This is a genomic window from Nocardioides aromaticivorans, assembly GCF_013408525.1.
In the GTDB taxonomy this organism is placed as follows: Bacteria; Actinomycetota; Actinomycetes; order Propionibacteriales; family Nocardioidaceae; genus Nocardioides; species Nocardioides aromaticivorans.
In genome coordinates, this window is sequence record NZ_JACBZM010000002.1 from 35,257 (window position 1) to 60,612 (window position 25,356).

Genomic DNA, 25,356 nt, shown 5'->3' on the forward strand with positions numbered 1-25,356 from the left:
TCTATTCTGGGATCGAGCTATTCACTGGTGTAACTAGGAGCCGTGCGTGGAGCTGCGTCAACTCAGGTATCTCGTTGCGGTGGCCCGCGAGGGGTCGTTCCTCCGCGCCGCCGCCACCCTCGACGTGCCGCAGCCCTCGCTGTGGCGTTCGGTCAAGGCGCTGGAGGCGGAGCTGGGCATCGCCCTCTTCGAGAGGTCCGGCCGCGGAGTACAGCTCACCGGTGCCGGGAATCAATTGCTGCCCCGCGCCGACTACCTGCTGAATCGAGCGGAGTCGGTCTCCCAGTTTGCCCACGAACTCGCTCGCGGTCGAGCGGGCGTCGTCACGGTGGCCTGCGCATATCCGCACGTGCCACGGTTCCTCGCGCCCCTGATCGGCACCTTCCGGTCGGCGCATCCCGCTATCCACGTCGCCGTCCACGAGTACTCGGGCCTGCCCGCGATCGAACAGGTGCTTAACGGGGACGTCGATCTCGTGACGGGCCTCTCACAGGCCGACCAGCGTCTTGCGGGCCACCAGCTCGGCGACGTGCGGCTGGCGGTGGTGACCTCCGACGACCACGCGTGGCGGGGCCGGAGCCACGTCTCGGTCGCTGAATTGCGTGGCCAGCCGGTGCTCACCGGGTCCGCCGATAGCCTCACCCGGCGCCTGCTGGAGCCGGCGCTGCGGGCAGGGGGCTTCGGGCTCGACATCACGTCGGAGAGCGTCAACGCCACCACACTCGTTGCGCTCGCCCGGGCCGGGCTGGGCGTGGCCGTCATCGCCGACGACAACCTCAGTGCCGACGACTCGGCGAGATGGCCAGCGCTGGTCGACGAGCACACCCCGATGAGCGCCCCGCTGTGGATCTACTGGTCACGCGAAGGAGGCATCGCCCCGGCGGTGCGGTCCTTTGTGCGCCACGTCCAGGGGACCGGCAACCGGCTGGACCGGGACGGCGGGCAGCCCAGTCCCGCCTGAGGCCCAGCCGACCTCGGACTGACCACGCCGATCAGAGCAGGAGGTGGTCGATCTCCTCCGCCGCAGCTACCAGCCGAGTGAGGATGTCCTGCTCGGTCGCCGAGCTCATGCGACTGAGAGGCAGCGAGGCGTTGACCGCCAACCGCGGAGAGCGGGTCGAGGCCAGTGCGACGGCGAGGGAGGCGACACCCTCCTCGCTCTCCTCCTTGCTCGTCGCGAACCCCCGGGAACGGATCGTGCGCACCGCGTCGAGAAGCTCGGTCCGGGTGCCTAGCGAATGCGGGGTGAGCTGGATGAGCCGCTCGTCGGGATAAAGCAGATGTAGCTCATCGTCAGTCAGCATGGCCAGCAGCGCCTTGCCGGTGGAAGTGCAATGGGCGGGCATGCTGCGCCCGAGCCGGTTGGCCACTCGCAGGGCCCGATCACTCTCGATGGAATCGATAAAGTGGACCTCGTTCCCCTCGAGCCGGCCCAGGTGCACCGTCTCCCCCAGATCGTTGTTGAGCCGCTCGAGCACCGGGCGTGCCCGGTCTCGGGCGTCGAGTCGGCGCAGCAGACCGAAGGCCAGCGAGTCCAGGGTCGGCCCCGGGACGTAACTGCGCGTCGCGGCATCCTGCCGGACGTAGCCGCGGTACTGGAGCATGGCAAGCAGCCGGTGGGCAGTGGATGATGCCACCCCCAGGTACTTGCTGACGTCCGTCAGCCGCAGGCTGGGGTGCTCCCCCAGCAGCAGCACCACCCGGAGTGCGTTGTCCACCGACTCGATCGGGTACTGCGGCGCCGAGCCAAATTCCGGTGTCGGCGGCAGGTTCGACATCGCTCTCATGGGTCTGAGGCTACGGGGTGTCTGCTGCGCAGGGACCGACGCCGAGGACCTGCGCCCCGGCGGTCACCCCATCCTGGCGACTTCATGCCGCCACGCCACGCCCTCGTTGAAGCCCGGTCCGAGGTCGGGCAGCGCCGCCAAGTCCTCGGCCGGCAGATCCGCTTGCGCCCCTCCCGCCGCGGCGATCTGGAGGGACAGCCGGGCCAGAGAGTCCACGCTGATCGCCCGCAGGACCGCTTCCTGGACCGATCCACCGCTGCTAGTCAAGCCGTGCCCGCGGAGCACGACGACCGGCCGCTTACCCATGGCCGCCACCATCTCCAAGGCCAGGCCACGGCTCCGAACGAGCACGCCACGCGGGTAGACGGGCACCCCGCCGGCGGCCAGCTTGGCGCCCGGGATGTCGAACGCACCGACGATGGGGCGGATCGCGAGGCCAGCCAGGTCTGCTGCGACTACCGCCCGCGGGTGCACGTGGACGACTGAGGCGGCCTCCGGCCGGGAACGCAGCACCTCCACATGCAGCGGCAATTCGTTCGGTGGAGACCATCCATCGAGCTCGCCCGGAGCTCCAGGGGCGCCGCCCTGGTCAACGAGGTGGACGTCGGCGGCCGTCGTCCAGGCCAAGCCCCGCTCCTGAGGGCCGCGGCAGCGGATCAACAAGCGTTCCTCGTCGATCCGCAGGCTGACGTGGCCCAGGAACCCGTCGGACAGCCCACGAGCTGCGGCGACCCGACATGCATCCGCGACGAGCTGCCGCTCAGCGGCGTACCCACCGCTCATGCCGGCGCCGCCCCCGCGGCCGACAGCCGGTCGAGCTGGGCGACGACGTCGTCGAACGACGCGCCCGCACCCACCGCCCTCCGGCAGACCAGCAACGCCTTGGGCCAGTTAACCGCGACCGCTCCCCGCAGGTCCCCGCTGTCATCGGCGTAGACCGCCGCTCCGCGGGGATGGGCACTAGTCAGGTCCCCCACCAGCGTGTGCCGGGTCGCCCCAACCGGCCGGCCGACAATCTGAATCTTCCAGTCGTACTGGTCGCTCCACACGTACTCGACCGGGCAGTGGGACCGCAGCTCCTCGGGGTGGGCGATGTTGTGTGCCACCACGGCAGCGGACTCAACCGCGTTGGTCCAGTGCTCGACTCGCACATGCTCTCCGTGTCCCGGGTGGAACCACCGCAGCACGTCACCGACGGCGTACACGTCGGCGGCGTCGACCGCCCGGCAGTGCTCGTCGCAGACGACGCCGTCGTCCACGAGGAGGCCCGAGCCCGCCAGCCAGCCGTCGTTGGGAACGGCGCCGATCCCGACCACGACGGTCCCCGCCGCCAACTGCGAACCGTCGGTCAACTGCACCGTTAGGTCACCGGCTTCGCCCTCGACCGACTCGACACCCACCCCGAACTTCGTGGTCACGCCGTGCCGGGTGTGCAGGTCGACGAACAACTCTCCGACCTCTCGGCCGACGACGCGTCCGATCGGAGCGGAAAGGGGATCGACGACGGTGACTTCTCTGCCCAGGGCGTGCGCGGTGGCTGCCACCTCCGCGCCGATAAAGCCCCCGCCGATGATCACAACTGGCCGGTCGACCTCCAGGTCGTCACGCAGCGCGCGCGCGTCGGCCATGGAACGCAACACATGCACCCCCGATGTGGGCGACCACGGGGCGGGGCGCGCGGCAGCACCGGTGGCGAGCACCGCAGCGTCGTAGTCGATCGTGCTCCCATCAATGAGCACCACCTGCCGGTCGGCGACGTCCAGACGCTGCGCCGCGACCCCCAGGCGCAGCTCGATCTCGGCTGCTGCCGCCGCCTCGGCGGTCAGCAGCGCGATCCGTTCAACGGACCAACAGCCGGTCAAGAATTGTTTGGACAGCGGCGGCTTGTCATAGGGCAGGTCCGGCTCGTCGCCCACGAGGACGATGCGACCGCCGAAGCCCTCGGTACGCAGAGACTGGGCCGTCCGCACGCCGGCGACCGACGCTCCGACGACGACTACGGTCCGGGGATCCGTCATCAGTCCTCGATGCTCAGCGCGTTGGCCGGACAACTGCGCGCGGCTTCCTCGACCCGCGGCCGGTCGGCGTCGCTGATCTCCTCGGTCAGGAGCACAACCTTGCCGTCGTCGTCGATGTCGTAGGCGTCGGGTGCGCCGGTGATGCAGTTGCCGTATCCCTGACAGGCCTTGACGTCGGCCAACAACCGGGGCATGAGCTCTCCTTGTTCGATGGGGGGGTGGGTCAGGAACGTTTTCTGGGGGAAGCGGAGACGCCGATCCCGCCGTCGGGGTGGACAACCCCGCCGGTGATGCCACGGGACCGGTCGGAGGCTAGGAACACGTAGCTCCACGCGTGGTCCGCAGCCGTCAGCGCGACCTGCAGCGGTACCCGGGACGCCAGTTCCTCGGCGCGGCCCGGGATGTCGCCGAGGCTGCGCCCCGCAGTTCCCAGGCTAGGCAACCCACGCAGGTCGGTGCCCAGCGTGCCGCCCGGTGCGACCCCGTTGACCCGCACCTCCGGCGCCAGGTCGTGGGCGAGCGCCGTGACGATCCCGCGGACGGCGAACTTCGAGGACAGGTACAGAACGCCGCCTCGACCCGGGAAATAGGAGGACGTCGACTCTGTAAGGAGCACCACTCCGCGCCCCGACGCCTGCAGATGGGGCAGTGCCGCTTTCACGGACTGCAAGTGGGAAAGCACATTGGTGCGGAACATCTCGTCGAAGGCGACGTCTAGCACGTCGGCGTCGAGGTCGAGAAGACTGCGGTAGAAGTCGAACACCCCCACGCAGTTGACCAGAACGTCCAGCCCCCCGAAGGCCTCGACCGCCGCAGTGACCGCGGCGTCGTTGGCCTGACGGGTGACCGCGTCGCCGACGGTGACCGGGACGTCCGGCAGGGCCGCCCCGATCGCCGCACTCTTGTCCGGATCGCGCTCCAGGACCGCGACCCGCGCGCCCTCGGCGAGGAAGACGTCCACAACCGCACGGCCGATGCCCGAGCCCGCGCCCACGACCAGCGCTCGCCGCCCCTCGAGCCAGCCGGCGGTCACTGGCTGCCACCCCCGGGCGGGTGCTGCGGCGGCTCGTTGCCGCCCTCAGGGACCGCGCCGTCTTCGCGGATGCCGGCGGTTCCGTCGGTGACCAGCGATCCGAAGGGGTTGCCGATCATCGCCGAGAAGGTGGCGGTGCTCTGCCAAGTCAGAGCCTCGAGCTCTAGGGGGTCCAGCGCTACCCACTGCCCGGACTTCGGTGACTCGACCAGGAGCCGGGAACCGTTGCGGGTATCGACGCGGACCACCCGCACCTCGGCGAACTCGTTCGCGATGGTGGTGGCGTCGCCGCGGACGCCCGCGAGCAACGCGTCGCGCTCGGCTGCGGCGCGCCGCGCAGCCCGGGCATCAGCCTCCTCGCCCTCCCAGTGCAGCGTCACAGGAATATCGCCAGGTTCTGCATCCGCATGACCGAGTCGTCCACGAGGATCGTGCGACGGGCCAATTTCCACCCCTCGGGAGTGCGGCGTAGGACGTCCTCGCGCCCGGCGGAGACGAACGAGCCCTCGCGGACGTCGCCACGACTGCGGAAAAGCAGGGTCGCCGACTCGACCACCAGGTGGTCCTCCACCAGATGCCCGTCCAGATCGGCGGCGAAGGCGCGCACGTTACTGAGGTGGTGGCGCAGGCGGGACGGCGGGTCCTCGGTCCATGCGTGCTCGGTGAGGAACCGGGCGACCCGCCGGGACAGGGAGTACTTGTCCTCGTCGAAGTGGGCCATCCCCGGAGAGGTGTCGTAGCCGGCGCCCAGCGCGGTTGTGACCCGCACCGGCATCAGGTAGTGGATGTCGTCGGTGAGAAGGTCCAGCCAGTCGGAGTAGGACTGGGCGTCGAGCATCCACGCCTCGTCGACCAGCCACTGGTGGGCCATCAGGTGCCGCTGGTCCCCGAAGGGCAGCGACCGCCCGGTCCGCTGAACACGGGAGGCGTTCCTGCCGAGCACAGAACTCGCGGAATGAGTGTCGGTCATGCCTGCGCGGCCGTCCCGTGCGACGCGGCGGCGACATCGCCGGCCGCGGCCGAGATTTTTGCGGAGGCATCTGGGGCGCCCTCCCGCGGTCCACCCACCTCGACCGTGGCCGCGATGGACATCGGCGTTTCCAGGTCGTCGGCCCAGCGGCTGAGCAGTGCTCGCTGGTTGTACTCGCTGTAGCCGGTGTGCGCCGACCCCGGACCGTGAAACTGCTCGACGGTGAGCTGCGGGATCACCTCAGTGTCGTCCTCAAGGATGCCCATCCGGCTGTTCAACCGCAGTCGGCGGGCCATGGAGCCAGCTGCGGTGTTGGTCAGAGAGACCCAGTTCTCCACGTCATCCTGCTCGAACATGCCTGTCGAGCCGAAGCACATCAAGTACGCCTTGTAGGACAACGCCTTGAACTCCTCCGGCGCCTCGGCGTCGACGGCGAACCACGACAGCACCTCGGTCTCATCCTCGCTGATCGGCTGCCATTGCCGGATGGAGATGAAGGGCAGCACGTTCTCGGAGTCGGCCACCCGCGGCCAGTTGTGCACGAGGGAGAGGTTCGGGTAGATAGACGCCGCGCTGATCATGAAGCCGTCGTCGCCGATAACCTTGAGCTGATCGGACGACAGATGCTGCTTCATCCGGTCCACCATTTCCTGCGGATACCCGACGTAGCGCAGCCGCTCGTCGAGGTCGCCCTCGGGGAGCTTGTAGGTCGTCCCGCCCCCGGCGCCCGCCCAGTAGGTGGCCCCGTCCTTGCGCTTCTCGGCCTTGGGCTCCCGGAACAGCCCGATCTCCACCACCGAGGTGTGGGTCTGCGGCGTGTGGTACATGTCGCCGGCGAAGTTCTCCGCTCCGATCTTCCAGTTGGCCTTGACCCGCCAGCGCTGCGGGCCGCGCAGCTCGATGCCACTGCCGCTCTGCTTGGTGTAGTAGTCCAGGTAGAAGCGGAAGTCGCCGAGGAACTCCTCCAGGGGTGGCGCGTCCGGGTCCAGCGACACGAAGATCAACCCGTTGTAGGTCGCCAGGTTAGGCGCCGACAGTAGGCGCTGCCCATTGCGCTTGAACCCCGCCTCGCCGCCGTAAGCGTCTTGGTGGAATGGGAGGCCGACGATCCGCCCGTCATTGCGGTAGGACCAGCCGTGGTACGGGCAGCGGAAGTGCGAGGCGTTGCCCATCTCCGCCCGGCACACCTGCATCCCGCGGTGCAGGCACATGTTGAAGTGCGCCCGGATCTCGCCCTCCTCGTCCCGGGTGACGATGAAAGAGTCCTGCAGCACCCGGCGCACCACGTAGTCGCCGGGCTGGGCGATCTCCGACTCGTGACCGACGAACACCCAGGCACGGGCGAAGACCCGCTCCTTCTCGAGCTCGAAGATCTCGCGGTCGTTGTAGACGTGCGCGGGGATCATCCCGCGCCGCACATCGGCGAGCACGCCGGTCTGGTCGGTCATCTGAATCAGTCTCCTCGGGCGTCCCATAGTCAATCGCCGTTCCCTGTCCCTCTGTTGACCAGAGGCGCGTTCTGCTCAGTAGACCACGCATGGGCTGGCGGGGCAAGCACACCCGCTCGTCGGCCGAAATCTCGGCGACAACGTGGCCGGGCCTTGAGCTCACGGTTCTCCTGCTTAAGCGCCTTCATCTTCGCCGCATCGCTGTGCTGACCCCCGGCAAGTAGCCCCCGTCGATGTCGGCCTGACGCACCCAGGACCGGACCGATTCGGTGTGCCGCACCCGAGCTGGGTTGCGACGCGCTGGATCGTGCCGTGCTCAGCGCCCAGCTCGGCACGCAGCGTCCTGACCATCCGCACTGCAGCGGCCTACTCATCCGGGCCGCCTTCCCATCCGGGCTGTAGCGGCGCGTCGTCGGCTTCCCCGCGGTGGTGTCCTTCGGCCTGAATCCATCCTCGTTTCCAAACGATGGAGAACCCAGGATGCTTCATTGTCGCGTCAAGCCGCTGACGGCATGGCCTCGCGGCCAGGGTAAGCTGCGGCGAGCGTTCGGAAGATCTGCCGGCTGATGTAGCGCTTGAGCTCTCTTGGTCAAGTCGCTGCGGCAAGGAGCTGTTCGCCGCGGTGTCGCGAGGGGTCGTAGACGCTGTCGGTGGTCCAGCATGCCCAGATGACTCGGATCCATCCGCGGGCGAGGATCCGGACGGCGTGAGGATGTCGGGCGCCGCGCGCACGTGCTCGTTGGTAGGCGTCGGCCGCCCAGGACGAGGAGTGTCGGGAGTTGTCGGCGAAGCTGGTGATCGCGACGCGTGCAGGCTTGTTGGCGGTGTAGCGGAACCCGACGGTGCGGGGACTTGCCCGAGGCGCGGGTGACGGGGGCGGCACCACACATGGCGGCGACCTGTTCGGGGTTGTCGCAACGCTCAAGCAGAGGCCCGGTCTCCGCAATCAGTGCTGCCAGGCTGACCGTGGCAGCACGGGGAAGCGTCTGGAGCAAGGTCGTCTTGGGGTGAGCCGCGAGCGCGCTGGCGAGGTCGCGTTCCAGACGGGTGATCTCGGTGTTGAGCAGCCCAATCTGAGCGACCGAGCCATGGACGACTGATTCGAGGATCCTCGGTGCGAGCGGGCTCGCGCTGGCAGGAGCCGCCCGGCCCCGGCTGAGGAACTCTGCCGGGGACTTGCCGCCGCGGTAGCTGTGTCGACGGCAGAACTGACCCATCCGGCGCTCGCCAAGCAGTGCTGCGGCCTGAGGTGTCGGATAGTCGCTCAAGAACGCGAGCGCGATCTGAGAGGTCAGCTTCTGGAAGACCACAGCGGCGCCGGGCCAGTGCTCGGCCAGGACAGCCCACAGCTGGTTGGACGCCGCGGTGCGCGCCTTGACCAGTGCCGTTCGTGCCCGCACCAACGCGGCGAGTTCACGAGTCGCCTGCTCAACGGGCTCGACCCGGCGCAGCCGATGGCCGTCGGTTCTGGCGTAGTCGGCGAGCATGAACGCGTCACCGAGATCTGACTTCGCACCGGCCAAGCCCCACCGTGGACGGGCGGCCTTGAAAGCGGCAGGCTCGACCATCCAGACCGGGTGACCAGCGCCTGCGATCAAGCCGACGACCAAGCCTTCTCCGCGTTCGATCGCGACCGGCACTTGCGCCACGTCGCCTCCCTCGACGAGCTCGGCAAGTTCGCAGAACAACTTCATGAGTTGGTCCTCGGTGTGCTGAACCAGCCATCTCTTGATAACCGCGCCCTGGTCATCGATGAGGCACACCGCGTGCCCGGTCGAGCCCCAGTCCCATCCACAGAACATCTGTTGACCTCCCGGCCGGACATCGCCGCTGGAGCCGGGCCGACCGTCGGATCCTCATTGTTCGGCCCTCACCGGGGCTGCTCTCTCGCGCCGATCAGGCCACCCGGCAACGACGAGGGCGACATCAGGCGGCCGAGCTCGTCGGCGACCGACCAGCTCAAACAGGCCATCGAGTGGCGAGACATCGAGGCCGTCCCTCGCCGTTCCCGACGAACAGACCAACCTGGCCTGCCGGGCCATACTCGTCCAATGAGGCAGCGGCCGATCTCCTTGCTGGTCTTGCCTTCGGCCAGCCGTCGCTCGATGTAGGCGCGGGTCGCAGGATCGATACGCAATCATGTCAGGAGTTCTGGGTTCATGCCGGACTGATTACCTCAACTCCTCCAACGACCGGCCGATACCCTGAGCGGCCACCTGGAGGGCCGCGACCAGGGGGGGGCGGTGCCGCTTGAGTGTGGGTACGACGACGCCGATGGCCGCGACCACTTCGCCGCCGGCTGCGCTGCGGTGTACGGGCACCGCGACTGAGCAGGCACCGAGGGTCATCTCCTCCTCGGTGATCGCGTAGCCGTCGCGGCGGACCCGCGCCAGTTGCCCGCACAGCAAGGAGCGCTGTGTGATGGTGTAAGGCGTCATCCGCGACAGGTCACCCAGCACCTGTTCTTGCATCCGCTCGGGTGCATGGGCCAGCAGCACTTTGCCGACACCGGTGGCGTGCAGCGGCAACCGCGATCCGGCCGTGCTGACCACCGGCACGGATGCGCGACCGGAGAGCCGGTCGACGTATAGCGCCTGCGTGCGGTCCCGGACGGCGAGATGCACCGTCGCCAGCGTGGCGGCGTGCAGGTCGTTGAGGAACGGCGAGGCGATCTCACGGAGGCCAGACTGCAGCGGGGCTAGCAGGCCGAGGTCCCAGAGCCGACGGCCGATGACGTACTCCCCGGACGGCCGGCGCACGAGCATCCCCCCGCGCACCAGCTCGCCGGCCAGCCGGTACGCCGTGGGGGTGGGTAGGTCGGCCCGTCGGGCCATGTCGCTCAAGGTTAGATGCCGGTGGGCGGTGTCAAAGGCGGACAGCAGCGCGAGCGCCCGGGAGACCACGGTGGCGCCGGGTGTGGAGGTGTTGCCTGCCATTTGATCCATGTCTTTCGCTCAGCGAAAGTTCAGTGTCGCTGGGAGAGGTGGGGCACGTCTACCTTGAGGACCGTGAGCACACCGCAGAGTCCCGACCTGGCGCCCCAGTCGGTCATCAGCGAGGAGATCGGGAAGATCCACGCGGATGCCCCGGCCGGCGAGACCCAGCCCATGATCGACTTCCCGCCGTACCGCAGTTCACTGCTGCGGCACCCCACCAAAGGCCTCCACCACGCCGACCCCGAGGGCATCGAGCTGATGGCACCGGTATTCGGCCATTCCGACGTCGACCCACTCGAGGCGGACCTCACGATCCAGGGCGGCGGCGACCCGATCGGCGAGCGGATGGTCGTCACGGGGCGCATCACCGACAGCGACGGTCGGCCGGTGCGCCACCAGCTCGTGGAGATCTGGCAGGCCAACGCCGCCGGTCGTTACGTCCACAAGCGTGACCAGCATCCCGCGCCACTCGACCCGCACTTCACGGGCACCGGCCGCTGCCTCACCGATGCCGACGGCTCCTACCACTTCACCACGATCAAGCCAGGTCCCTATCCGTGGCGCAACCATCACAACGCCTGGCGCCCCGCGCACATCCACTTCTCGCTTTTCGGCACCGAGTTCACCCAACGGATGATCACCCAGATGTACTTCCCCGGGGACCCGCTTTTCGCACTCGACCCGATCTACCAGTCGATCACCGACCAGGCGGCGCGCGACCGACTGGTGGCGGCCTACGACCACAACGTCACCTCACACGAGTTGGCGACCGGCTACCGCTGGGACATCGTGCTCACCGGCAGCCACGCCACCCCGCTGGAGCGAGAGGGTCACCACGATGCCTGAGCAGTTGCCCGCTACCCCGGGCCAGACCATCGGCCCCTTCTTCCACTACGCGCTGCCCTACGAGGGGGGCCACGAACTGGTGCCGGCCGCCACGCTGGGAGCGGTCCGCCTCCGCGGCACCGTGTACGACGGCAACGGGTCACCTCTGCCCGACGCGATGCTGGAGATCCGGCAGGCCGACCCGGGCGGGACCATCCCGCAGCTCGAGGGTTCGTGGCGCCGGGACCGCGATTTCACCGGATGGGGCCGCTGCGCCACCGACCCGGCTGGACGCTACTCCTTCACGACGCTCGAGCCCGGCGCCGTCGACGGAGGCGCGCCCTTCTTCGCGGTCGTGGTCTTCGCACGTGGTCTGCTCAACCGGCTCTTCACGCGGGCCTACCTGCCCGGTGAAGCGGTCGGGTCCAATCCCTTCCTGGCTGGGCTCTCCGCCGAGCAGCGCGAAACGCTGATGGTGGTCCGCGAGGACGACGGGAGTCTGCGCTTCGACGTCCACCTGCAGGGTGACCGGGAGACTCTCTTCCTGGCCTTTCCGGGGCACGCATGACGGGCTACTCCCTGCTGACCCCCGGCTCCCATCGCAGCGCCGGGGCCCTAGAAGACGCCGCGTTGGTCGGGGCGATGCTTCAGGTGGAGGTTGCCTGGCTGCGTGCGCTGGCCCGGGTCGGTGCCGTCGACGGCGACCTCGCCGGGCAGGTGGCGAAGGTCACGCAGGACTGGGAGGTCGACATGGCGGCGCTGGCCGCGGAGTCTGAGGCCGCCGGCAACGCCGTCGTCCCGCTGGTGAAACTTTTCCAGGAGGCCGTGGGCCAGGACGCCGCGCGGGTCGTGCACCGCGGGCTGACCAGCCAAGACGTTGTGGACACCGCGCTGGTGCTGTTGGCCCGCGACGCGCTGGTGCGGATGGGTGACGACCTCGCCGCCACCTCGCGCGCGCTCGCGGCGCTCGCCGGTCGGCACCGTTCGACGCTCATGGTCGGGCGCACGCTCACCCAGCACGCAGTGCCGATCACGTTCGGGCTGAAAGCCGCCCAGTGGCTCGCCGGTGTCCTCGATGCTGTGGCGCAGGTCGACGACGTTCTCGGGACGCTGCCGGTGCAGTGCGGTGGTGCGGCGGGAACCCTGGCCCTGGTCGGCGAGCTCACCGACGAGCCACTCGCCGCAGCGCGGGCCTTCGCCGACGAGCTGGCCTTGGACTGGCCAGGTGTGCCGTGGCATACCAACCGTTCCGTGATCACCCGCATCGGCTCGGCCGTGGTGAGCACCTGCGACGCCCTCGGGGTGGTGGCCGCCGACGTCTCCACGCTGTCCCGGCCCGAGATCGGCGAGCTGCGCGAGGGCACGGTCGCAGGTCGTGGCGGCTCCTCGACCATGCCGCACAAGCGCAACCCGGTGCTCAGCGTGCTGATCCGCAGCGTCGCACTGCAGGCACCGCTGCTCGGTGCCCAGCTCCATCTCGCCGCGGCCCAGGCGGTCGACGAGCGACCGGACGGTGCCTGGCACTCCGAGTGGCCTGCGCTGGTCCGGCTGCTGGAGGCGGGCGTGACCGCGGCGTCTCAGGCCGCGGAGCTGACCGCCGGGCTGGAGGTCGACGGGAAACGGATGGGAGACCGTGTGGCTGCCGCCGCCGACGAACTTCTGTCCGAGCGGGGTGGCGGGGGGAAGCCCGCCGACTACCTCGGCTCGACCGACGCCTTCATCGACACCGTGCTCGCCCGCGTGCCCGAGGGAAGGGCTGCGCATGGCTGAGCCGGACCTGACCGCGACTCGCCTCGCCGGAGGACCTGAGTCACCTCGGCTGCTGGTCGTCGGCCCATCTCTTGGCACCTCGGTCGAGGCACTGTGGGAGGCGACAGCACGCCGCCTCGCCTATGACTTCGAGGTCGTCGGCTGGGACCTGCCTGGGCACGGCCGCAGCAAGCCGGCGACCGGGCCGTTCACGGTCGGCGAGCTGGCCGCGGCGGTACGCCGCCTCGCCGCCGACGTCGCTGGCGACCGACCCGCGGCGTACGCCGGCGTTTCGCTGGGAGGCGCCGTCGCGCTGGAACTTGCCCTTGATCCCGGCGTGTTCACCGCAGTCGCTTGCATCGCGAGTGCGGCGAAGATCGGCGAGCCCTCTGCTTGGCATGAACGGGCCGCCCTGGTGCGCAAGGCCGGCACCTCCGTGATGGTCTCCGGCTCCTCCGAGCGCTGGTTCGCGCCCGGCTTCCTGATGCGCGACCCGGCCACCGGCACCCGGCTGCTCCTCTCGCTGGCCGACGCGGACAAGGACTCCTACGCCCTGGCCTGCGAGGCGCTCGCCGACTTCGACGTGCGGGACCGGCTCGCCGACGCCACGGTGCCGCTGCTCGTCGCCCCAGGCGACCAGGACGTCGTGATCTCCCCGCACACCGCCCGGGAGACCACCGCGGACCGTGCGCCGAACAGCTCGATGAACGTGTTCACCGGCTGTGGCCACCTGCCGCCGGCCGAGGACCCCGACGCGGTCGCCCGGGCCCTGAACGACTTTGCGACCGGAGGGAAACGATGAGCGACACCTACGACGACGGCATGCGGGTGCGCCGCGAGGTGCTCGGAGACGCGCACGTCGACCGCGCCGAGGCACACAAGACACCGTTCACCACCGACTTCCAGGAGCTGATCACCCGCTACGCGTGGGGCAGCGTCTGGACCCGCCCCGGCCTCGACCGGCGTACCCGCAGCGTCGCGGTGCTCACCGCGATGATCGCGCTCGGCCACTGGGAGGAGTTCGCCATGCACGTGCGCGCCGCGCGCACCAACGGGCTGACTCCTGAGCAGATCGCCGAGGTCATCATCCAAGCAGGCATCTACTGCGGCGTGCCTGCCGCCAACCACGCCTTCGCCGTCGCACAAGAGACGCTCGACTCCCTGGAGACCCCTGATGAATGACGCGTTCGTGTACGACGCTGTCCGCACCCCCTTCGGCAGGTACGGCGGGGCGCTGGCGGCAGTGCGCCCCGACGACTTGGCAGCCCTGGTGATCCGCACGCTCGTGGAGCGGACCGGTCTCGAGGGGGGCCAGGTCGACGAGGTCGTGTTCGGCAACGCCAACGGGGCCGGCGAGGACAACCGCAACGTCGCCCGGATGGCCGGTCTGCTCGCCGGGCTGCCCCCCTCGGTTCCCGCCTCGACGGTGAACCGGCTGTGCGGCTCCAGCCTGGACGCCACCATCGCCGGCGCCCGCCAGCTCACGCTCGGGGAGTCCGACGTGGTGCTGGTCGGTGGTGTCGAGTCGATGTCCCGCGCCCCGTGGGTGCTGCCCAAGCCCGAGCGGCCCTACCCGGCGGGCAACGCGGAGCTGGTCTCGACCGCGCTGGGGTGGCGGCTGGTCAACGCGGCGATGCCGACGGAGTGGACGGTCTCACTCGGTGAGGCCACCGAACAGCTCCGAGAGCGCGAGGGCGTGGCCCGCGAGGACCAGGACGAGTTCGCGCTCCGCTCGCACCAGGCTGCGGCGAAGGCGTGGGACAGCGGCTTCTACGACCAGCTGGTCGTGGCCGTCCCCGGCGTGGACCTCCCGCGTGACGAGTCGATCCGCCCCGACTCCACGCTGGACAAGCTCGCCGGATTGAAGCCGGTCTTCCGCAAAGATGGGACGGTCACCCCAGGCAACGCCTCACCCCTCAACGACGGGGCGTCCGCCGCACTCCTCGGCAGCGCCAACGCCGCCCGGCAGATCGGCACCGAGCCGCTGGCGCGAATCGCAGCCTGGGGTGCGTTCGCTAACGAGCCACAGTTCTTCGGCTTTGCGCCGGTGGAAGCGGCGAACATCGCCCTGCGCCGCGCCGGCATCACCTGGCACGACGTCGCAGCAGTCGAGCTCAACGAGGCCTTCGCCGCCCAGTCGCTGGTTTGCATCCGTGCCTGGGACATCGACCCCCACATCATCAATCGGCACGGCGGCGCCATCTCGATCGGCCACCCCCTCGGCGCGTCCGGCACCCGGATCCTCGGCACCCTGGCCCGCTCGCTGGAGTCCACCGGCGAACGCTGGGGCGTAGCCGCGATCTGCATCGGCGTGGGCCAGGGCCTGGCCGTCGTCCTAGAGAGCACCCGGGGAGCCGTCGCGTGAGCGAGACCCAGTTCGTCGAGACCGCCAAGGAGGCGGTCGCCGACATCGCCGCCGGAGCCACCGTGATGATCAGCGGCTTCGGCACCGCCGGTCAGCCGGTGGAGCTGATCGAGGCACTGATCGAGTCCGGGGCCAAGGACCTCACCGTGGTCAACAACAACGCCGGCAACGGCGACCGCGGCCTCGCTGCGCTCATCCGCGAGGGTCGGGTCGGCAAGATCATCTGCTCCTTCCCCCGGCAGTCCGACTCCCACCACTTCGACGAGAAGTACCGCACCGGGAAGATCGAACTCGAGCTCGTCGCGCAGGGCAACCTCGCCGAACGGATCCGCGCTGCAGGTGCCGGCATCGGCGCCTTCTTCACACCCACCGGCTACAACACGCCGCTAGCCGAGGGCAAGGAGGTCCGCGAGATCGACGGCCGCTACTATGTGCTGGAATACCCGATCCACGCAGACGTCGCACTAATCAAGGCCTACGCCGCCGACCGGCTCGGCAACCTCGTCTACCGCAAGACCGCCCGCAACTTCGGGCCAATAATGGCCGCCGCCGCGAAGACCACGGTCGTACAGGTGCACGAGATCCGCTCTCTCGGCGGCATCGACCCCGAACATGTGGTGACCCCGTCCATCTACGTCGACCGCGTGATCGAGGTGCCGTCCGAGCGCCCGACGATCCCGAGGAGGGTCAGTGAGCAACACTGAGGAACTTATGGGCTCCGACCAGCTCGCCGCGATCGTCGCTCAAGACATCCCACCGGGTTCGTTCGTGAACCTCGGCATCGGCCAGCCCACCAAGGTCTCCAACCACCTCGACCCCACAGCCGGCGTCATCCTGCACACCGAGAACGGCATGCTCGGCATGGGTCCCGAGGCGCACGGCGACGAGGTCGACCTTGACCTCATCAACGCCGGCAAGGTCCCGGTCACCGAGCTGCCTGGTGCGTCGTACCTCCACCACGCCGACTCGTTCGCGATGATGCGCGGCGGCCACCTCGACTACTGCGTGCTCGGAGCCTTCCAAGTCTCCCCCACCGGCGACCTGGCCAACTGGCACACCGGCAAGCCCGACGCCATCCCGGCCGTGGGCGGAGCGATGGACCTCGCCATCGGCGCCAAGCACACGTTCGTGATGATGAGCCTGCTCACCCGGGACGGAAGGTCCAAGCTGGTGCCCGAGTGCACTATGCCGCTGACCGGCGTCGGCTGCGTGAGCCGTGTCTACACTGACCACGGGGTGTTCCTCCTCGAGCCGCAGGGCGTGGCCGTGCGCGAACTCTTCGGCATTGCCTTCTCCGATCTCCAGGAGCTCGTCGAGGTCCCCCTCACCGACAGGACGGACACCTGATGGCACTCACCCGGACCCAGGTCAGCATCGTCGTCGGCGGGCCCGCAGGCCTGATGCTCTCGCATCTTCTGCACCGCGCCGGCATCGACTCGGTCGTCGTGCCCCCCCGCGCCCCGGGCCGCTCTCCAATTCGCGCCATGACCGCAACCACGATCACGACATCATCCCCACCGCCATCAAGTCCAGGAACGGCGACATCACACGGGTCGCCATGGAGTCACACATCATGAGCACCGTTGCGCTGTTCGCGGACACCCTCGACGAACCGGCCTAGCCGTGCAGGCGACACTAGCACCCGGTCCGGAGACCGTACTCGGAAAGACGATGAAGGTACTGCTGGCCTTCACCGTGGAGGACACGGTGCTCGGCTTCGCCGACCTGCAGCTCCGCACGGGCCTGGCGAAGGCGACGTTGCACCGCCTGTTGGGCGACCTAGTCGGTGCGCGCCTCCTCGAACGCGTCGAGGGTAGGTACCGCCTCTCCCGGCTGGTCTTCGAGCTGGGCATGCGTGCCTCTGTCGAACGAAACCTGCTGGAAGTGGCCACACCCTTCCTCGAGGAGCTCTACGAACGCACCCACGAGACGGTCCACCTCGGGGTGCGGGAGGGCCACGAGGTCGTCTACGTCGCGAAGATGGGAGGCCATCGCCAAGCCGCAGCGCCCTCCCGGCTCGGGGGACGAATGCCCATGCACGCCACTGCCATCGGCAAGGCCCTCCTCGCGTGGTCCCCGCCGGAGGTAAGAGAGGCGGTGCTGGGGACGCGCCTCCAGCGGTGCTCCCCACGGACTGTCGTCAACCGGACCGTGCTCCGAGGACAGCTCGACGAGGTGATGGCCACGGGTGTCGCCTTCGAGTACGAGGAATCGGCCGTGGGCATCATCTGCGTCGCCGCACCCATCCTCGACGAGAACGACCAGGCCTTAGCCGGCATCAGCGTCACCGGACCCGTCGGGCGTTTCCAACCCGCGCGCCATGCCAGCGCCGTCCACGCAACCGCAGCCGGGATCGCCGCAACCCTCGCCCGCAGATCCACACTGCGCTGAGCTTACGGGCACTACGCGTAGCGACCTTCGGCGCGTTCCCCGGCTCTGTTGCCGCAAGGAGGGCCGAGTTCTTGTGACCGGAACTCGGGCCTTGGTCCTGCGGATGAGCTGCCCAACCATATGGAGATGAGCCACTCCACGCGCGCCGTCACCCCGACGGCCATCGACGAAGCAGCCAGGCGGCTCGCAGCGGCGGCCAGCACCGGCACGCCATGCGATCCGGTGCGCGACCTGATCGGCCGCGACGACGTCGCCTCCGCGTATGCCGTGCAGGGACGAGGCATCGGCGCCCGTGTCGACGCGGGGCTGACCATCGTGGGCCGCAAGATCGGACTGACCTCGCCGGCGGTGCAGGAGCAGCTCGGCGTCGACCAACCCGACTTCGGGGTGCTCCTCGACGACATGGCGTACACCGACGGCGATGTCGTGCCGATCGGCCGGTTCCTGCAGCCGCGGGTGGAGGCGGAGGTCGCCTTCGTCCTCAGGCACGACTTGGCCGACGGCGCGCTCGACGTCGACCAGGTCCGCGACGCCGTCGCCTACGCGGTGGCGGCGCTCGAGATCTGCGACAGCCGGGTCGCCGGCTGGGACATCACCTACGCCGACACCGTCGCCGACAACGCCTCCGCGGGCGCCTACGTGCTCGGAACCGAGCACCACTCCCTTGAGCAGGTCGAGCCCCGGGAGGTCGCGATGTCGATGACGGTCACGGGCCAGGAGGTCTCCGTCGGCACCGGCGCCGCGTGCCTGGGCGACCCGCTGCTGGCCGTCCAGTGGCTGGCCCGTCGGGCCCGCGACCTGGGCGAGCCGCTCCGCGTGGGCCAGGTCATCCTCTCCGGCGCGCTGGGCCCGATGCGGCCGGTCAGCCCCGGAGCCACGGTCGCCGCATCCATCACCGGCCTCGGCACCGTGTCGTGCACGTTCACCCAGGAGGAAGCATGAGCAAGACGAAGGTAGCCATCATCGGCTCAGGCAACATCGGCACCGACCTGATGATCAAGGTGCTCCGCAACGCCCGGCACCTCGAGATGGGGGCGATGGTCGGTATCGACCCGGGGTCGGACGGGCTCGCCCGGGCCGGCCGGATGGGCGTGCAGACCACCCACAAGGGAGTGGACGGGCTGATGGCGCTGCCCGACTTCCACGAGATCGACATCATCTTCGACGCCACCTCGGCCAAGGCGCACGAGGCCAACTCGGCCAAGCTCGAGCCGCTCGGCAAGAGGATGATCGACCTCACGCCCGCTGCCATCGGCCCCTACGTCGTGCCCGCCGTCAACCTCGAGGACCACCTCGACGCCCCCAACGTCAACATGGTCACCTGCGGCGGCCAGGCCACCATCCCCATCGTCGCTGCGGTCGCCCGCGTCGTACCCGTCGCCTACGCCGAGATCGTCGCCTCCATCGCGAGCAAGTCGGCCGGCCCCGGCACCCGGGCCAACATCGACGAGTTCACCGAGACCACCTCGGCCGCCATCACCCAGGTCGGCGGCGCCGAGCGCGGCAAGGCGATCATCATCCTCAACCCCGCCGAGCCGCCCCTGATCATGCGCGACACCGTCTTCGCCCTGGTCCACGGCCCCGACCCCGCGATCCACGAGGAGATCGCCCGGTCGGTGGAGAAGATGGTCGCCGACGTGGCGGCCTACGTGCCCGGCTACCGCCTCAAGCAGCAGGTCCAGATCAACGAGATCCCGGGCGACCAGCCCGTGGAGACCCTGATCGCCGAAGGCACCGCACGCCCGACGCACCAGGTGTCGGTGTTCCTCGAGGTCGAGGGCGCCGCCCACTACCTCCCGGCGTACGCCGGCAACCTCGACATCATGACCTCCGCCGCTCTGCAGGTGGCCGAGCGGATCGCAGCCCGAAAGGCCACGGCATGAGCACCCCGATCTTCGTCCAGGACGTCACCCTCCGCGACGGCATGCACGCCGTCCGGCACCGGATCACCCCCGAGGACGTCCAGCGCATCGTCGTCGCCCTCGACGAGGCCGGTGTCGACGCCATCGAGGTCGCCCACGGCGACGGTCTCGCCGGCTCGTCGCTCAACTACGGTCCCGGCAGCCACACGGACTGGGAGTGGATCGAAGCCGCCGCGTCGGTGCCGAAGAACGCCCGGCTCACCACCCTGCTGCTCCCCGGCGTCGGCACCATCCACGAGCTGAAGCGGGCCTACGAGCTCGGGGTCCGTTCGGTCCGCGTCGCGACGCACTGCACCGAGGCCGACGTCTCCGCCCAGCACATCGCCGCCGCCCGCGAGCTCGGCATGGACGTCTCCGGCTTCCTGATGCTCTCCCACATGGCCCCGCCCGAGGAGCTGGCCCGACAGGCCAAGCTCATGGAGTCCTACGGCGCTCACTGCGTCTACGTCACCGACTCCGGCGGCCGGCTCACCATGAACGACGTCGCCGCCCGAGTGAAGGCCTATCGCGACGTCCTCGACCCCAGTACCGAGATCGGCATCCACGCCCACGAGAACCTCTCGCTCTCGGTCGCCAACAGCGTCGTCGCCGTCGAGAACGGCGCCTACCGCGTCGACGCCTCCCTGGCCGGCCACGGCGCCGGCGCCGGCAACTGCCCCATCGAGCCGTTCGTCGCCGTCGCCGAGATCATGGACTTCAAGCACGGCTGCGACCTCTTCAAGCTCCAGGACGCCGCCGACGACATCGTCCGCCCCCTGCAGGACCGCCCCGTCCGGGTCGACCGCGAGACCCTCACACTCGGCTACGCCGGCGTCTACTCGTCCTTCCTCCGCCACGCCGAGGTCGCCTCGCAGCGCTACGACGTGGACGTCCGCGAACTGCTGCTGGAGTGCGGTCGCCGCCGGCGTCTGGTCGGCGGCCAGGAGGACATGATCTACGACATCGCCCTCACCCTCACCGCAGCGCGTCAGGCCACCGTCTGAGCGGCGGCGATGGATACGACGGTCACAGGGATCGCTGCGGTTGTTGTCGCGGGCTGGGTCAGACACCGCGCCCGGAACGGGAGCTGGTAGGTGACCTGGACAAACGTCCGCCGCCCACACGCCGGCTCGGCACACCGCCATCGAGGCTTCTTCACCACGACCTCGAGGAGGTCACCACCAGCCGGGATGTTCTTGACCCGCTGCGGGGACCAGAAACTGGCCGTTGACACCCCTCGTCCTGGTGCTCGGCACGGACGGTGACCGGCGTCCCTCGATCGGGAGATCGACGGCATCGACCACGCAGTATCCAGGCAGGTTGAAGATGAGGCTCGCAGTATCACGCTGCGGCCACGTAGGCTCGCTCACGGCTCGTGTCCTTCAGGTGGGGTGTCTCGACAGGACACATGCTCAGCAAGGACACGAGCCGCCTTGCGTTACGACACGACCACGTTCAACTACGACGAGCCGGTCAATGACGCCGACCGGAGGTGGTCTCTGCAACCAGGCGAGCACGTCGCCGCCTCCCGCCTGCCCACGGACGAGATCGCACGGCTGCTCGCCGACTGCGAACGCCGGGGTGAACCGCTGCCGCTGCTGCCCGGGCACAACGTCGCCAAGCGGCTCGCGGCCGGCTGGTCACCCCAGGATCCGATGATTCCCGGCAGCCTTCGAACTCAGGCTCCTCGCATGGCACGGTGCGTGACTGGACTGAACGCCACGCTTCGCCACAGGCTCAGTCGAGGAGGCCCTCGTCCAGCGCAATCCTCGCCAGCTCGGCCCTCGTGCGGATCTGCAGCTTGCGCTGGATGCTCGCGCGATGACTCTCCACGGTGCGTGGCGAAACGGCGAGCTCCTCAGCCAGCTCACGGGAGGTCAGGCCAGCTGCGAGCAACTTTATCACCTCGAGCTCCCGGGAGGACAGCGCATCTATGTCCGCACTTCCGCGCCGCTCGCTCCTGCTGGCGCCCGACGCCCCCGCGCGGAACGACACGAAGCCCTCCTCAGCCATCACAGCCCGGAGCACCGACACCAATTCCTCGTCAAGGCACTCCTTAGTGATGTACCCCCGCGCGCCACGTTCGCGGGCCCTCTCGATGTAGCCCTTCGCGCCGTACATGCTCAGCATCACCACCCGGGTCCCCGGCGCCGTCGCGGCTATCCGCTCCAGGAGATCAAGGCCACTGCCGTCGGTCAGTCGGATGTCGAGCACCAGTAGGTCGGGCCGCAAGTCAGGTGGGGCCAACTGAGAGGCGAGACCCTGCGGACGATGCGCGGCTGCCTCGACCGCCTCGCACGGATCCTCGCCGGCGTACGCCTCGACGAGCCGTCCACCGAGGACCTCAACCGTGGCGTCCCGCTCGTCACTGGAGCCTGGGTGCCCTGGTGGCAGCTGCGCTACGAGGGCACCGCCGCGCTCCGAGCCGTCATGCTCGACATCGGCTGGTCGCCCAGCCACATTAACAAGCACCTCAGTGCCCTCCGCCGCGTCCTGAAGGAGTCCTGGCGCCTCGGTCTAATGACCGCGGACGACTACCACCGGGCGATCGACCTCGAGCCGGTCAAAGGCCAGCGCGAGCCAGCTGGCCGAGACGTCGGCGAAACCGAGCTCGCCGCGCTGTTGGCCGCCTGCGACGACAGTCCGCTCGGCGTTCGTGACGCCGCGGTGATCGCGGTCGTCTACGTGACTGGTGTCAGACGTACCGAGGCCGCCGACCTCACCCTGGCGTCATACTCGGCGGCCGCCCAGTCCCTGCGCCTCGTCGGCAAGGGCAACAAGGAACGAGTCGTCCCCATCGGTGAGGCTGCGATCCCCTGGCTCGAGGCCTGGCTGCGGCTGCGCGGCGGCAAGCCCGGCGCCCTCTTCTGTCCGCTACGCAAGGGCGGCAAGGTCGAACACCGCCATCTCACGTCACAGACGATCGCGGACCTCCTCGAGCGACGACGAGTCCAGGCAGGTGTTGCGCTCCCCATCAAGCCGCACGACCTGCGCCGCACCCTCATCGGCGACCTCCTCGACAACGGCACCGACCTAGCCACCGCCCAGGCGCTTGCCGGCCACGCCGACCCACGCACCACCAGCCGATACGACCGCCGCTCGCTCGACACCAAACGAGACGCAGTCAACGGGCTGCGGCTGCCCAAGCCCTCGACCGACATCGACCCAACCGACCGATGACATGCCGACCACTGGCCCGATTCAGGAGCATTCGGATTCGAGGCGGCATACGATCCTGAGGTGACTACTCCCGGGCGCGCCGAAAGCCAGCGCCATGGCCTATGAGCCCCCCAGCGGATGGGTCCAAGTGACACGCATCAAATCGACAGGCGAGATCTTCCACCAGCGCCTGCACGGAGACCGAACGTGCGCAGAAGCGAGCGTCCGAGACCGGATCGCGGCCGAAGCTGCAAAGGGCCGCGATGTCGAGAGCTATCTTTCGGACCACATGACCTACGCCCAGGCCCGCAGGCTCGAAAAGTTCAGTTGCTGCAAGTGCTCCGGTCGACCAGGAGACCACAAGGTGACCCCCCGATCGTCCGCCGGGCTACCTCATCGTCGGCCCCCCGGCACCGGTCGCCGACGCTAGCGGCGCGCAGAACCTCCGGAATCGGTCTCTAGTGTCGGGCGCCTGTGCTTCCCTTGCAGCACCGCCATAACGGGCGGGCCTGACAGAGAAGGACCGGCAGGATGGGCTACGCCTATCGCTTGCAACCCGCCCACCGACGGAAGCTTCGTCGGATGCGGGAGCTCGTGGACGCTGCGGACGGATCACTCACGCCTGATGAACTTGCCGCCGCCGAGGAGTACCTCTCCCTCCATGCCTCCTGCGAGGCGTATCTGCAGGCCCAGATGACCCAGACGGCTCCGCCAGAGCGACCTCGCTGCGCACAGGGCTACGGCAAGCGGGCCAAGGTCACCGCACCCGTCCAGACGAAGGTTTGCCCGGTCTGCAAGAAGCAGAAGTCGGTGCTCTCCTTCGACGACGAGCTGGGCACGTGCATCAAGTGCAAGTACAAGAAGACCAGCAGAGGCACCGGCAAGGGGAAGAGCGGCGGCGAGACGAAGAAACCAGCGCCCACTCGAACCCGGAAGTGCCCAGTGTGCTTGCAGAGCGTGACCATCACACTGAAGGCGGGCGACTGGACAGTGGAAGCCCACACCAAGCAGACGCGCGCGGGCCTGACCGAGTGCAGCGGCGGCGTGCAGGTCACCTACCACGAACGGCGGGACGCCATGGATCGCCTCGTTCCCGGCAGCTTTGAGGGAGGCAAGAGGCGGTAGTCGTCCTAGACCCCTCGGCCGGCCACACCCACTCCCCCACCCCCCGCCGTCGGGAAGGCCGATGCCCAGCAACACCATTCGTGCGTTAGTCAACGCACAGGTAGAGTGGACCCACCGATGCCCGGGGCGCCACCGAGGTTCAGGGCCGGCCCCTACCGAAGGGACAGCACATGCCGCTGCCGACGTTCGCTCCGCCCGCGACACCCACGCCCGAGTCCGACACCCTCACCCGCACCCAGGCCGCCGCCCGGCTCGAGCTCAACCCTGCCGGCATCGACAAGCTCGTCCGGGCTGGGATCCTGAGCACGCCGATCACCGCCACGGAGGTCGAGCACCTGACCGGCCGTGACCGGCTCCAGGTGACGTCGGGCGCCCTCACCGTGCTGCGCACCGATGCCCGGGAAGAGGCCGACCGCACGAAGTACCCCGCCGACCCCCGCCAGTGGATGGGCTTCCACGTCGAGCACAGCGACGACGAGCTCGAGGCCGCCAGCCTCCGGTGGTGGCGCTCCGACCCCGCCAAGGTCGTCGACAACGAACTGTTCGTCGTGACCGTGGCGACCTTCCCGGTCGCGGCCTACCGGATCCTCGAGCGAGCCGACAGCGTCACCAGAGCCGACGAGGACGTCCCGCGGCACCACTACGCAGGGCAGCTCCTCGCACGCGTTCACCCCGGCATGTCGGTGACCTACCCCCAGAACACCCCGGGCCACCTTCGCCGGATGGCCAAGCAGATCATGACCAGCCGCATCGTCGTCTCCAGCGGCGGTCCGATCGGCTACCTCGAGCCGAAGGCGACCTAGTGAGCACCACGACAGCCCACAAGGCAACACCAGACCCTGGCTCAGGTCCCTGCCTGCTGTGCGGTGCGCTCGCCGATCCGACCCTCGAGCACATCATCCCGCAGACCCTCTGGAAGCGGTTCGGCATCGACCCCAACCGCGAGGACCTCGCTCAGTTCTGGACGACCCTCTGCGACCCGCACAACCAAGCGACGAGCGCCCTGCACATGCGGCCCGACATGATGAGCCTGATCGAGACGGGCGAGCCCGTAACCCGCAAGACACTGGACCACCTCGGCGACTGGGCGGTCTGGGTCACGCTGCTCTTCGCCCTCGAGCGCGGTTCCGGGGTGCTGGGCGCCGAGACCAGCAGGGAACTGCTCCTGCGACGCTTCAGCACTGGCCACGGCGGCACACCCAAGGGCGTCCGGGTATACGCCGCGCGGGTCGCCGACTACGTCGAGCCCGCTGATCCGCCCAGGGTCCCCTACGCCCTCGCGCTCCACGGGGACTCCCGGGTCTACCTCGACGCCCACCGTCGACCGAGCGGTTTCAGCATCCAGACCGGGCCGATCAACGCCTCCGAGTCCATCGGCATCGGCAAGGTCGTGCTGCTGGTCGTCGGACGCACCTACCCGTCGGGACCGGATCACGACGACCGCCTGGACCAGGCCGCAGCTCAGGTCGGGCTAGAGCGCATCCGCCCGCTCGGCGCCGCACTCCCGGCCCTGAACCCGGCCCGGATCAGCATGACCGACGTGAGCAAGGTCTTCACCGTGATCCCGTTCGGCGCCGACATGTCCTTGATGCCCGAGCGGATCCGGGCCCTGCCTTCCCTGTAGCACCGCCAAGCACCAATGGCCCGGG

The 25,356-nt window shown here is 69.1% G+C and carries 29 protein-coding genes and 2 pseudogenes; 18 read left to right on the forward strand and 13 right to left on the reverse strand.

Features of this window, described 5'->3' with window-relative positions; all coding sequences use genetic code 11:
- The first annotated feature begins 46 nt into the window (after positions 1–46).
- Positions 47–961, forward strand: coding sequence for a LysR family transcriptional regulator (locus tag BJ993_RS24545; protein WP_179652718.1), 915 nt, complete (start codon positions 47–49; stop codon positions 959–961).
- A gap of 31 nt (positions 962–992) precedes the next feature.
- Here the strand turns inward: BJ993_RS24545 and BJ993_RS24550 are convergent, their stop codons facing one another.
- From BJ993_RS24550 to BJ993_RS24600, 11 genes and pseudogenes are all read right to left on the reverse strand, one after another.
- Positions 993–1,787: an IclR family transcriptional regulator gene (locus tag BJ993_RS24550; protein WP_207084496.1), complete on the reverse strand. Its 795-nt coding sequence runs from the start codon at positions 1,785–1,787 to the stop codon at positions 993–995.
- 63 nt (positions 1,788–1,850) lie between these two features.
- Entirely contained in the window at positions 1,851–2,570 is a 720-nt protein-coding gene (phtC, locus tag BJ993_RS24555) for a 3,4-dihydroxyphthalate decarboxylase (protein WP_068329729.1), read from the reverse strand.
- Complete coding sequence (locus BJ993_RS24560) at positions 2,567–3,805, reverse strand: NAD(P)/FAD-dependent oxidoreductase (protein ID WP_179652720.1); 1,239 nt, start codon at positions 3,803–3,805, stop codon at positions 2,567–2,569. Before BJ993_RS24560 ends, phtC begins: the two co-directional genes overlap by 4 nt.
- Positions 3,805–3,999 carry a ferredoxin gene (locus BJ993_RS24565; protein ID WP_032491524.1) on the reverse strand — a complete coding sequence of 65 codons (195 nt, stop codon included), beginning with the start codon at positions 3,997–3,999 and terminating at the stop codon, positions 3,805–3,807. Before BJ993_RS24565 ends, BJ993_RS24560 begins: the two co-directional genes overlap by 1 nt.
- A gap of 29 nt (positions 4,000–4,028) precedes the next feature.
- Entirely contained in the window at positions 4,029–4,838 is an 810-nt protein-coding gene (gene hcaB / locus BJ993_RS24570; protein WP_179652722.1) for a 3-(cis-5,6-dihydroxycyclohexa-1,3-dien-1-yl)propanoate dehydrogenase, read from the reverse strand.
- Positions 4,835–5,218, reverse strand: coding sequence for a hypothetical protein (locus tag BJ993_RS24575; protein ID WP_032491522.1), 384 nt, complete (start codon positions 5,216–5,218; stop codon positions 4,835–4,837). The genes hcaB and BJ993_RS24575 overlap by 4 nt, the downstream gene beginning before the upstream one ends.
- Positions 5,215–5,808: a 3-phenylpropionate/cinnamic acid dioxygenase subunit beta gene (locus tag BJ993_RS24580; protein WP_068329738.1), complete on the reverse strand. Its 594-nt coding sequence runs from the start codon at positions 5,806–5,808 to the stop codon at positions 5,215–5,217. The genes BJ993_RS24575 and BJ993_RS24580 overlap by 4 nt, the downstream gene beginning before the upstream one ends.
- Positions 5,805–7,256, reverse strand: a complete 1,452-nt coding sequence (locus BJ993_RS24585; protein WP_218865371.1) for a Rieske 2Fe-2S domain-containing protein — start codon at positions 7,254–7,256, stop codon at positions 5,805–5,807. The genes BJ993_RS24580 and BJ993_RS24585 overlap by 4 nt, the downstream gene beginning before the upstream one ends.
- 92 nt (positions 7,257–7,348) lie before the next feature.
- A pseudogene (locus BJ993_RS24590) lies at positions 7,349–7,735 on the reverse strand (transposase); the annotation flags it as partial.
- 6 nt (positions 7,736–7,741) lie between these two features.
- Positions 7,742–9,058: an IS110 family transposase gene (locus BJ993_RS24595; RefSeq protein WP_218865372.1), complete on the reverse strand. Its 1,317-nt coding sequence runs from the start codon at positions 9,056–9,058 to the stop codon at positions 7,742–7,744.
- Positions 9,059–9,427: 369 nt separating this feature from the next.
- Positions 9,428–10,192 (reverse strand): IclR family transcriptional regulator, encoded by a 765-nt coding sequence (locus tag BJ993_RS24600; RefSeq protein ID WP_179652724.1) that lies wholly within the window; start codon positions 10,190–10,192, stop codon positions 9,428–9,430.
- 72 nt (positions 10,193–10,264) lie between these two features.
- On the opposite strand from BJ993_RS24600, the gene pcaH reads away from it, so the two are divergent.
- The 13 genes from pcaH to dmpG all read left to right on the forward strand — a co-directional run bounded on the left by pcaH (position 10,265) and on the right by dmpG (position 20,427).
- Entirely contained in the window at positions 10,265–11,038 is a 774-nt protein-coding gene (pcaH, locus tag BJ993_RS24605; protein ID WP_032491514.1) for a protocatechuate 3,4-dioxygenase subunit beta, read from the forward strand.
- Entirely contained in the window at positions 11,031–11,585 is a 555-nt protein-coding gene (gene pcaG / locus BJ993_RS24610) for a protocatechuate 3,4-dioxygenase subunit alpha (protein WP_179652728.1), read from the forward strand. The genes pcaH and pcaG overlap by 8 nt, the downstream gene beginning before the upstream one ends.
- On the forward strand, positions 11,582–12,787 hold the full coding sequence (locus BJ993_RS24615; RefSeq protein WP_179652730.1) for a lyase family protein: 1,206 nt from the start codon (positions 11,582–11,584) through the stop codon (positions 12,785–12,787). The genes pcaG and BJ993_RS24615 overlap by 4 nt, the downstream gene beginning before the upstream one ends.
- Complete coding sequence (locus BJ993_RS24620) at positions 12,780–13,568, forward strand: alpha/beta fold hydrolase (RefSeq protein WP_179652732.1); 789 nt, start codon at positions 12,780–12,782, stop codon at positions 13,566–13,568. The genes BJ993_RS24615 and BJ993_RS24620 overlap by 8 nt, the downstream gene beginning before the upstream one ends.
- On the forward strand, positions 13,565–13,948 hold the full coding sequence (pcaC, locus tag BJ993_RS24625; RefSeq protein WP_032491510.1) for a 4-carboxymuconolactone decarboxylase: 384 nt from the start codon (positions 13,565–13,567) through the stop codon (positions 13,946–13,948). The genes BJ993_RS24620 and pcaC overlap by 4 nt, the downstream gene beginning before the upstream one ends.
- The gene (locus tag BJ993_RS24630; RefSeq protein WP_179652734.1) at positions 13,941–15,131 is read left to right on the forward strand and encodes a thiolase family protein; all 1,191 of its coding nucleotides are present in this window, start codon (positions 13,941–13,943) and stop codon (positions 15,129–15,131) included. The genes pcaC and BJ993_RS24630 overlap by 8 nt, the downstream gene beginning before the upstream one ends.
- Complete coding sequence (locus BJ993_RS24635) at positions 15,128–15,835, forward strand: 3-oxoacid CoA-transferase subunit A (protein WP_179652736.1); 708 nt, start codon at positions 15,128–15,130, stop codon at positions 15,833–15,835. Before BJ993_RS24630 ends, BJ993_RS24635 begins: the two co-directional genes overlap by 4 nt.
- Positions 15,822–16,478 (forward strand): 3-oxoacid CoA-transferase subunit B, encoded by a 657-nt coding sequence (locus BJ993_RS24640; protein ID WP_308645714.1) that lies wholly within the window; start codon positions 15,822–15,824, stop codon positions 16,476–16,478. Before BJ993_RS24635 ends, BJ993_RS24640 begins: the two co-directional genes overlap by 14 nt.
- Positions 16,478–16,708 carry an FAD-dependent monooxygenase gene (locus BJ993_RS26255; protein ID WP_257027722.1) on the forward strand — a complete coding sequence of 77 codons (231 nt, stop codon included), beginning with the start codon at positions 16,478–16,480 and terminating at the stop codon, positions 16,706–16,708. Before BJ993_RS24640 ends, BJ993_RS26255 begins: the two co-directional genes overlap by 1 nt.
- 94 nt (positions 16,709–16,802) lie before the next feature.
- The gene (locus BJ993_RS24650) at positions 16,803–17,522 is read left to right on the forward strand and encodes an IclR family transcriptional regulator (protein ID WP_179652738.1); all 720 of its coding nucleotides are present in this window, start codon (positions 16,803–16,805) and stop codon (positions 17,520–17,522) included.
- 126 nt (positions 17,523–17,648) lie between these two features.
- A complete protein-coding gene (locus BJ993_RS24655) occupies positions 17,649–18,464 on the forward strand; it encodes a 2-keto-4-pentenoate hydratase (RefSeq protein ID WP_218865373.1) in 816 nt (271 codons plus the stop codon).
- Positions 18,461–19,405: an acetaldehyde dehydrogenase (acetylating) gene (locus tag BJ993_RS24660; protein ID WP_179652741.1), complete on the forward strand. Its 945-nt coding sequence runs from the start codon at positions 18,461–18,463 to the stop codon at positions 19,403–19,405. Before BJ993_RS24655 ends, BJ993_RS24660 begins: the two co-directional genes overlap by 4 nt.
- Positions 19,402–20,427: a 4-hydroxy-2-oxovalerate aldolase gene (gene dmpG / locus BJ993_RS24665; RefSeq protein ID WP_179652743.1), complete on the forward strand. Its 1,026-nt coding sequence runs from the start codon at positions 19,402–19,404 to the stop codon at positions 20,425–20,427. Before BJ993_RS24660 ends, dmpG begins: the two co-directional genes overlap by 4 nt.
- A gap of 53 nt (positions 20,428–20,480) precedes the next feature.
- On the opposite strand, the pseudogene BJ993_RS26260 reads toward dmpG, so the two are convergent.
- Both BJ993_RS26260 and BJ993_RS24670 read right to left on the reverse strand, forming a co-directional pair.
- Positions 20,481–20,627, reverse strand: a pseudogene (locus BJ993_RS26260) (ISL3 family transposase); the annotation flags it as partial.
- Positions 20,628–21,160: 533 nt separating this feature from the next.
- Positions 21,161–21,895 carry a response regulator transcription factor gene (locus tag BJ993_RS24670; RefSeq protein ID WP_308645715.1) on the reverse strand — a complete coding sequence of 245 codons (735 nt, stop codon included), beginning with the start codon at positions 21,893–21,895 and terminating at the stop codon, positions 21,161–21,163.
- Between BJ993_RS24670 and BJ993_RS24675 the strand changes: the two genes are divergently transcribed.
- The 4 genes from BJ993_RS24675 to BJ993_RS24690 all read left to right on the forward strand — a co-directional run bounded on the left by BJ993_RS24675 (position 21,803) and on the right by BJ993_RS24690 (position 25,331).
- Positions 21,803–22,603, forward strand: coding sequence for a tyrosine-type recombinase/integrase (locus BJ993_RS24675; protein WP_308645716.1), 801 nt, complete (start codon positions 21,803–21,805; stop codon positions 22,601–22,603). The two genes, BJ993_RS24670 and BJ993_RS24675, sit on opposite strands and share 93 nt — an antisense overlap.
- A gap of 561 nt (positions 22,604–23,164) precedes the next feature.
- A complete protein-coding gene (locus BJ993_RS24680; RefSeq protein WP_179652747.1) occupies positions 23,165–23,707 on the forward strand; it encodes a hypothetical protein in 543 nt (180 codons plus the stop codon).
- 170 nt (positions 23,708–23,877) lie between these two features.
- Entirely contained in the window at positions 23,878–24,510 is a 633-nt protein-coding gene (locus BJ993_RS24685; RefSeq protein WP_179652749.1) for a hypothetical protein, read from the forward strand.
- Positions 24,510–25,331 (forward strand): hypothetical protein, encoded by an 822-nt coding sequence (locus tag BJ993_RS24690; protein ID WP_179652751.1) that lies wholly within the window; start codon positions 24,510–24,512, stop codon positions 25,329–25,331. The genes BJ993_RS24685 and BJ993_RS24690 overlap by 1 nt, the downstream gene beginning before the upstream one ends.
- The last annotated feature ends 25 nt before the right edge of the window (positions 25,332–25,356 follow it).

Bases quoted from the DNA above. Each gene is read 5' to 3' on its own strand.
- BJ993_RS24550 (WP_207084496.1), bottom strand. From the start codon at position 1,787: ATGAGAGCGATGTCGAACCTGCCGCCGACACCGGAATTTGGCTCGGCG.
- phtC (WP_068329729.1), bottom strand. From the start codon at position 2,570: ATGAGCGGTGGGTACGCCGCTGAGCGGCAGCTCGTCGCGGATGCATGT.
- BJ993_RS24560 (WP_179652720.1), bottom strand. From the start codon at position 3,805: ATGACGGATCCCCGGACCGTAGTCGTCGTCGGAGCGTCGGTCGCCGGC.
- BJ993_RS24565 (WP_032491524.1), bottom strand. From the start codon at position 3,999: ATGCCCCGGTTGTTGGCCGACGTCAAGGCCTGTCAGGGATACGGCAAC.
- BJ993_RS24580 (WP_068329738.1), bottom strand. From the start codon at position 5,808: ATGACCGACACTCATTCCGCGAGTTCTGTGCTCGGCAGGAACGCCTCC.
- BJ993_RS24585 (WP_218865371.1), bottom strand. From the start codon at position 7,256: ATGACCGACCAGACCGGCGTGCTCGCCGATGTGCGGCGCGGGATGATC.
- BJ993_RS24595 (WP_218865372.1), bottom strand. From the start codon at position 9,058: ATGTTCTGTGGATGGGACTGGGGCTCGACCGGGCACGCGGTGTGCCTC.
- BJ993_RS24600 (WP_179652724.1), bottom strand. From the start codon at position 10,192: ATGGCAGGCAACACCTCCACACCCGGCGCCACCGTGGTCTCCCGGGCG.
- pcaG (WP_179652728.1), top strand. From the start codon at position 11,031: ATGCCTGAGCAGTTGCCCGCTACCCCGGGCCAGACCATCGGCCCCTTC.
- BJ993_RS24615 (WP_179652730.1), top strand. From the start codon at position 11,582: ATGACGGGCTACTCCCTGCTGACCCCCGGCTCCCATCGCAGCGCCGGG.
- BJ993_RS24620 (WP_179652732.1), top strand. From the start codon at position 12,780: ATGGCTGAGCCGGACCTGACCGCGACTCGCCTCGCCGGAGGACCTGAG.
- pcaC (WP_032491510.1), top strand. From the start codon at position 13,565: ATGAGCGACACCTACGACGACGGCATGCGGGTGCGCCGCGAGGTGCTC.
- BJ993_RS24630 (WP_179652734.1), top strand. From the start codon at position 13,941: ATGAATGACGCGTTCGTGTACGACGCTGTCCGCACCCCCTTCGGCAGG.
- BJ993_RS26255 (WP_257027722.1), top strand. From the start codon at position 16,478: ATGGCACTCACCCGGACCCAGGTCAGCATCGTCGTCGGCGGGCCCGCA.
- BJ993_RS24650 (WP_179652738.1), top strand. From the start codon at position 16,803: ATGAAGGTACTGCTGGCCTTCACCGTGGAGGACACGGTGCTCGGCTTC.
- BJ993_RS24655 (WP_218865373.1), top strand. From the start codon at position 17,649: ATGAGCCACTCCACGCGCGCCGTCACCCCGACGGCCATCGACGAAGCA.
- BJ993_RS24660 (WP_179652741.1), top strand. From the start codon at position 18,461: ATGAGCAAGACGAAGGTAGCCATCATCGGCTCAGGCAACATCGGCACC.
- dmpG (WP_179652743.1), top strand. From the start codon at position 19,402: ATGAGCACCCCGATCTTCGTCCAGGACGTCACCCTCCGCGACGGCATG.
- BJ993_RS24680 (WP_179652747.1), top strand. From the start codon at position 23,165: ATGCGGGAGCTCGTGGACGCTGCGGACGGATCACTCACGCCTGATGAA.
- BJ993_RS24685 (WP_179652749.1), top strand. From the start codon at position 23,878: ATGCCGCTGCCGACGTTCGCTCCGCCCGCGACACCCACGCCCGAGTCC.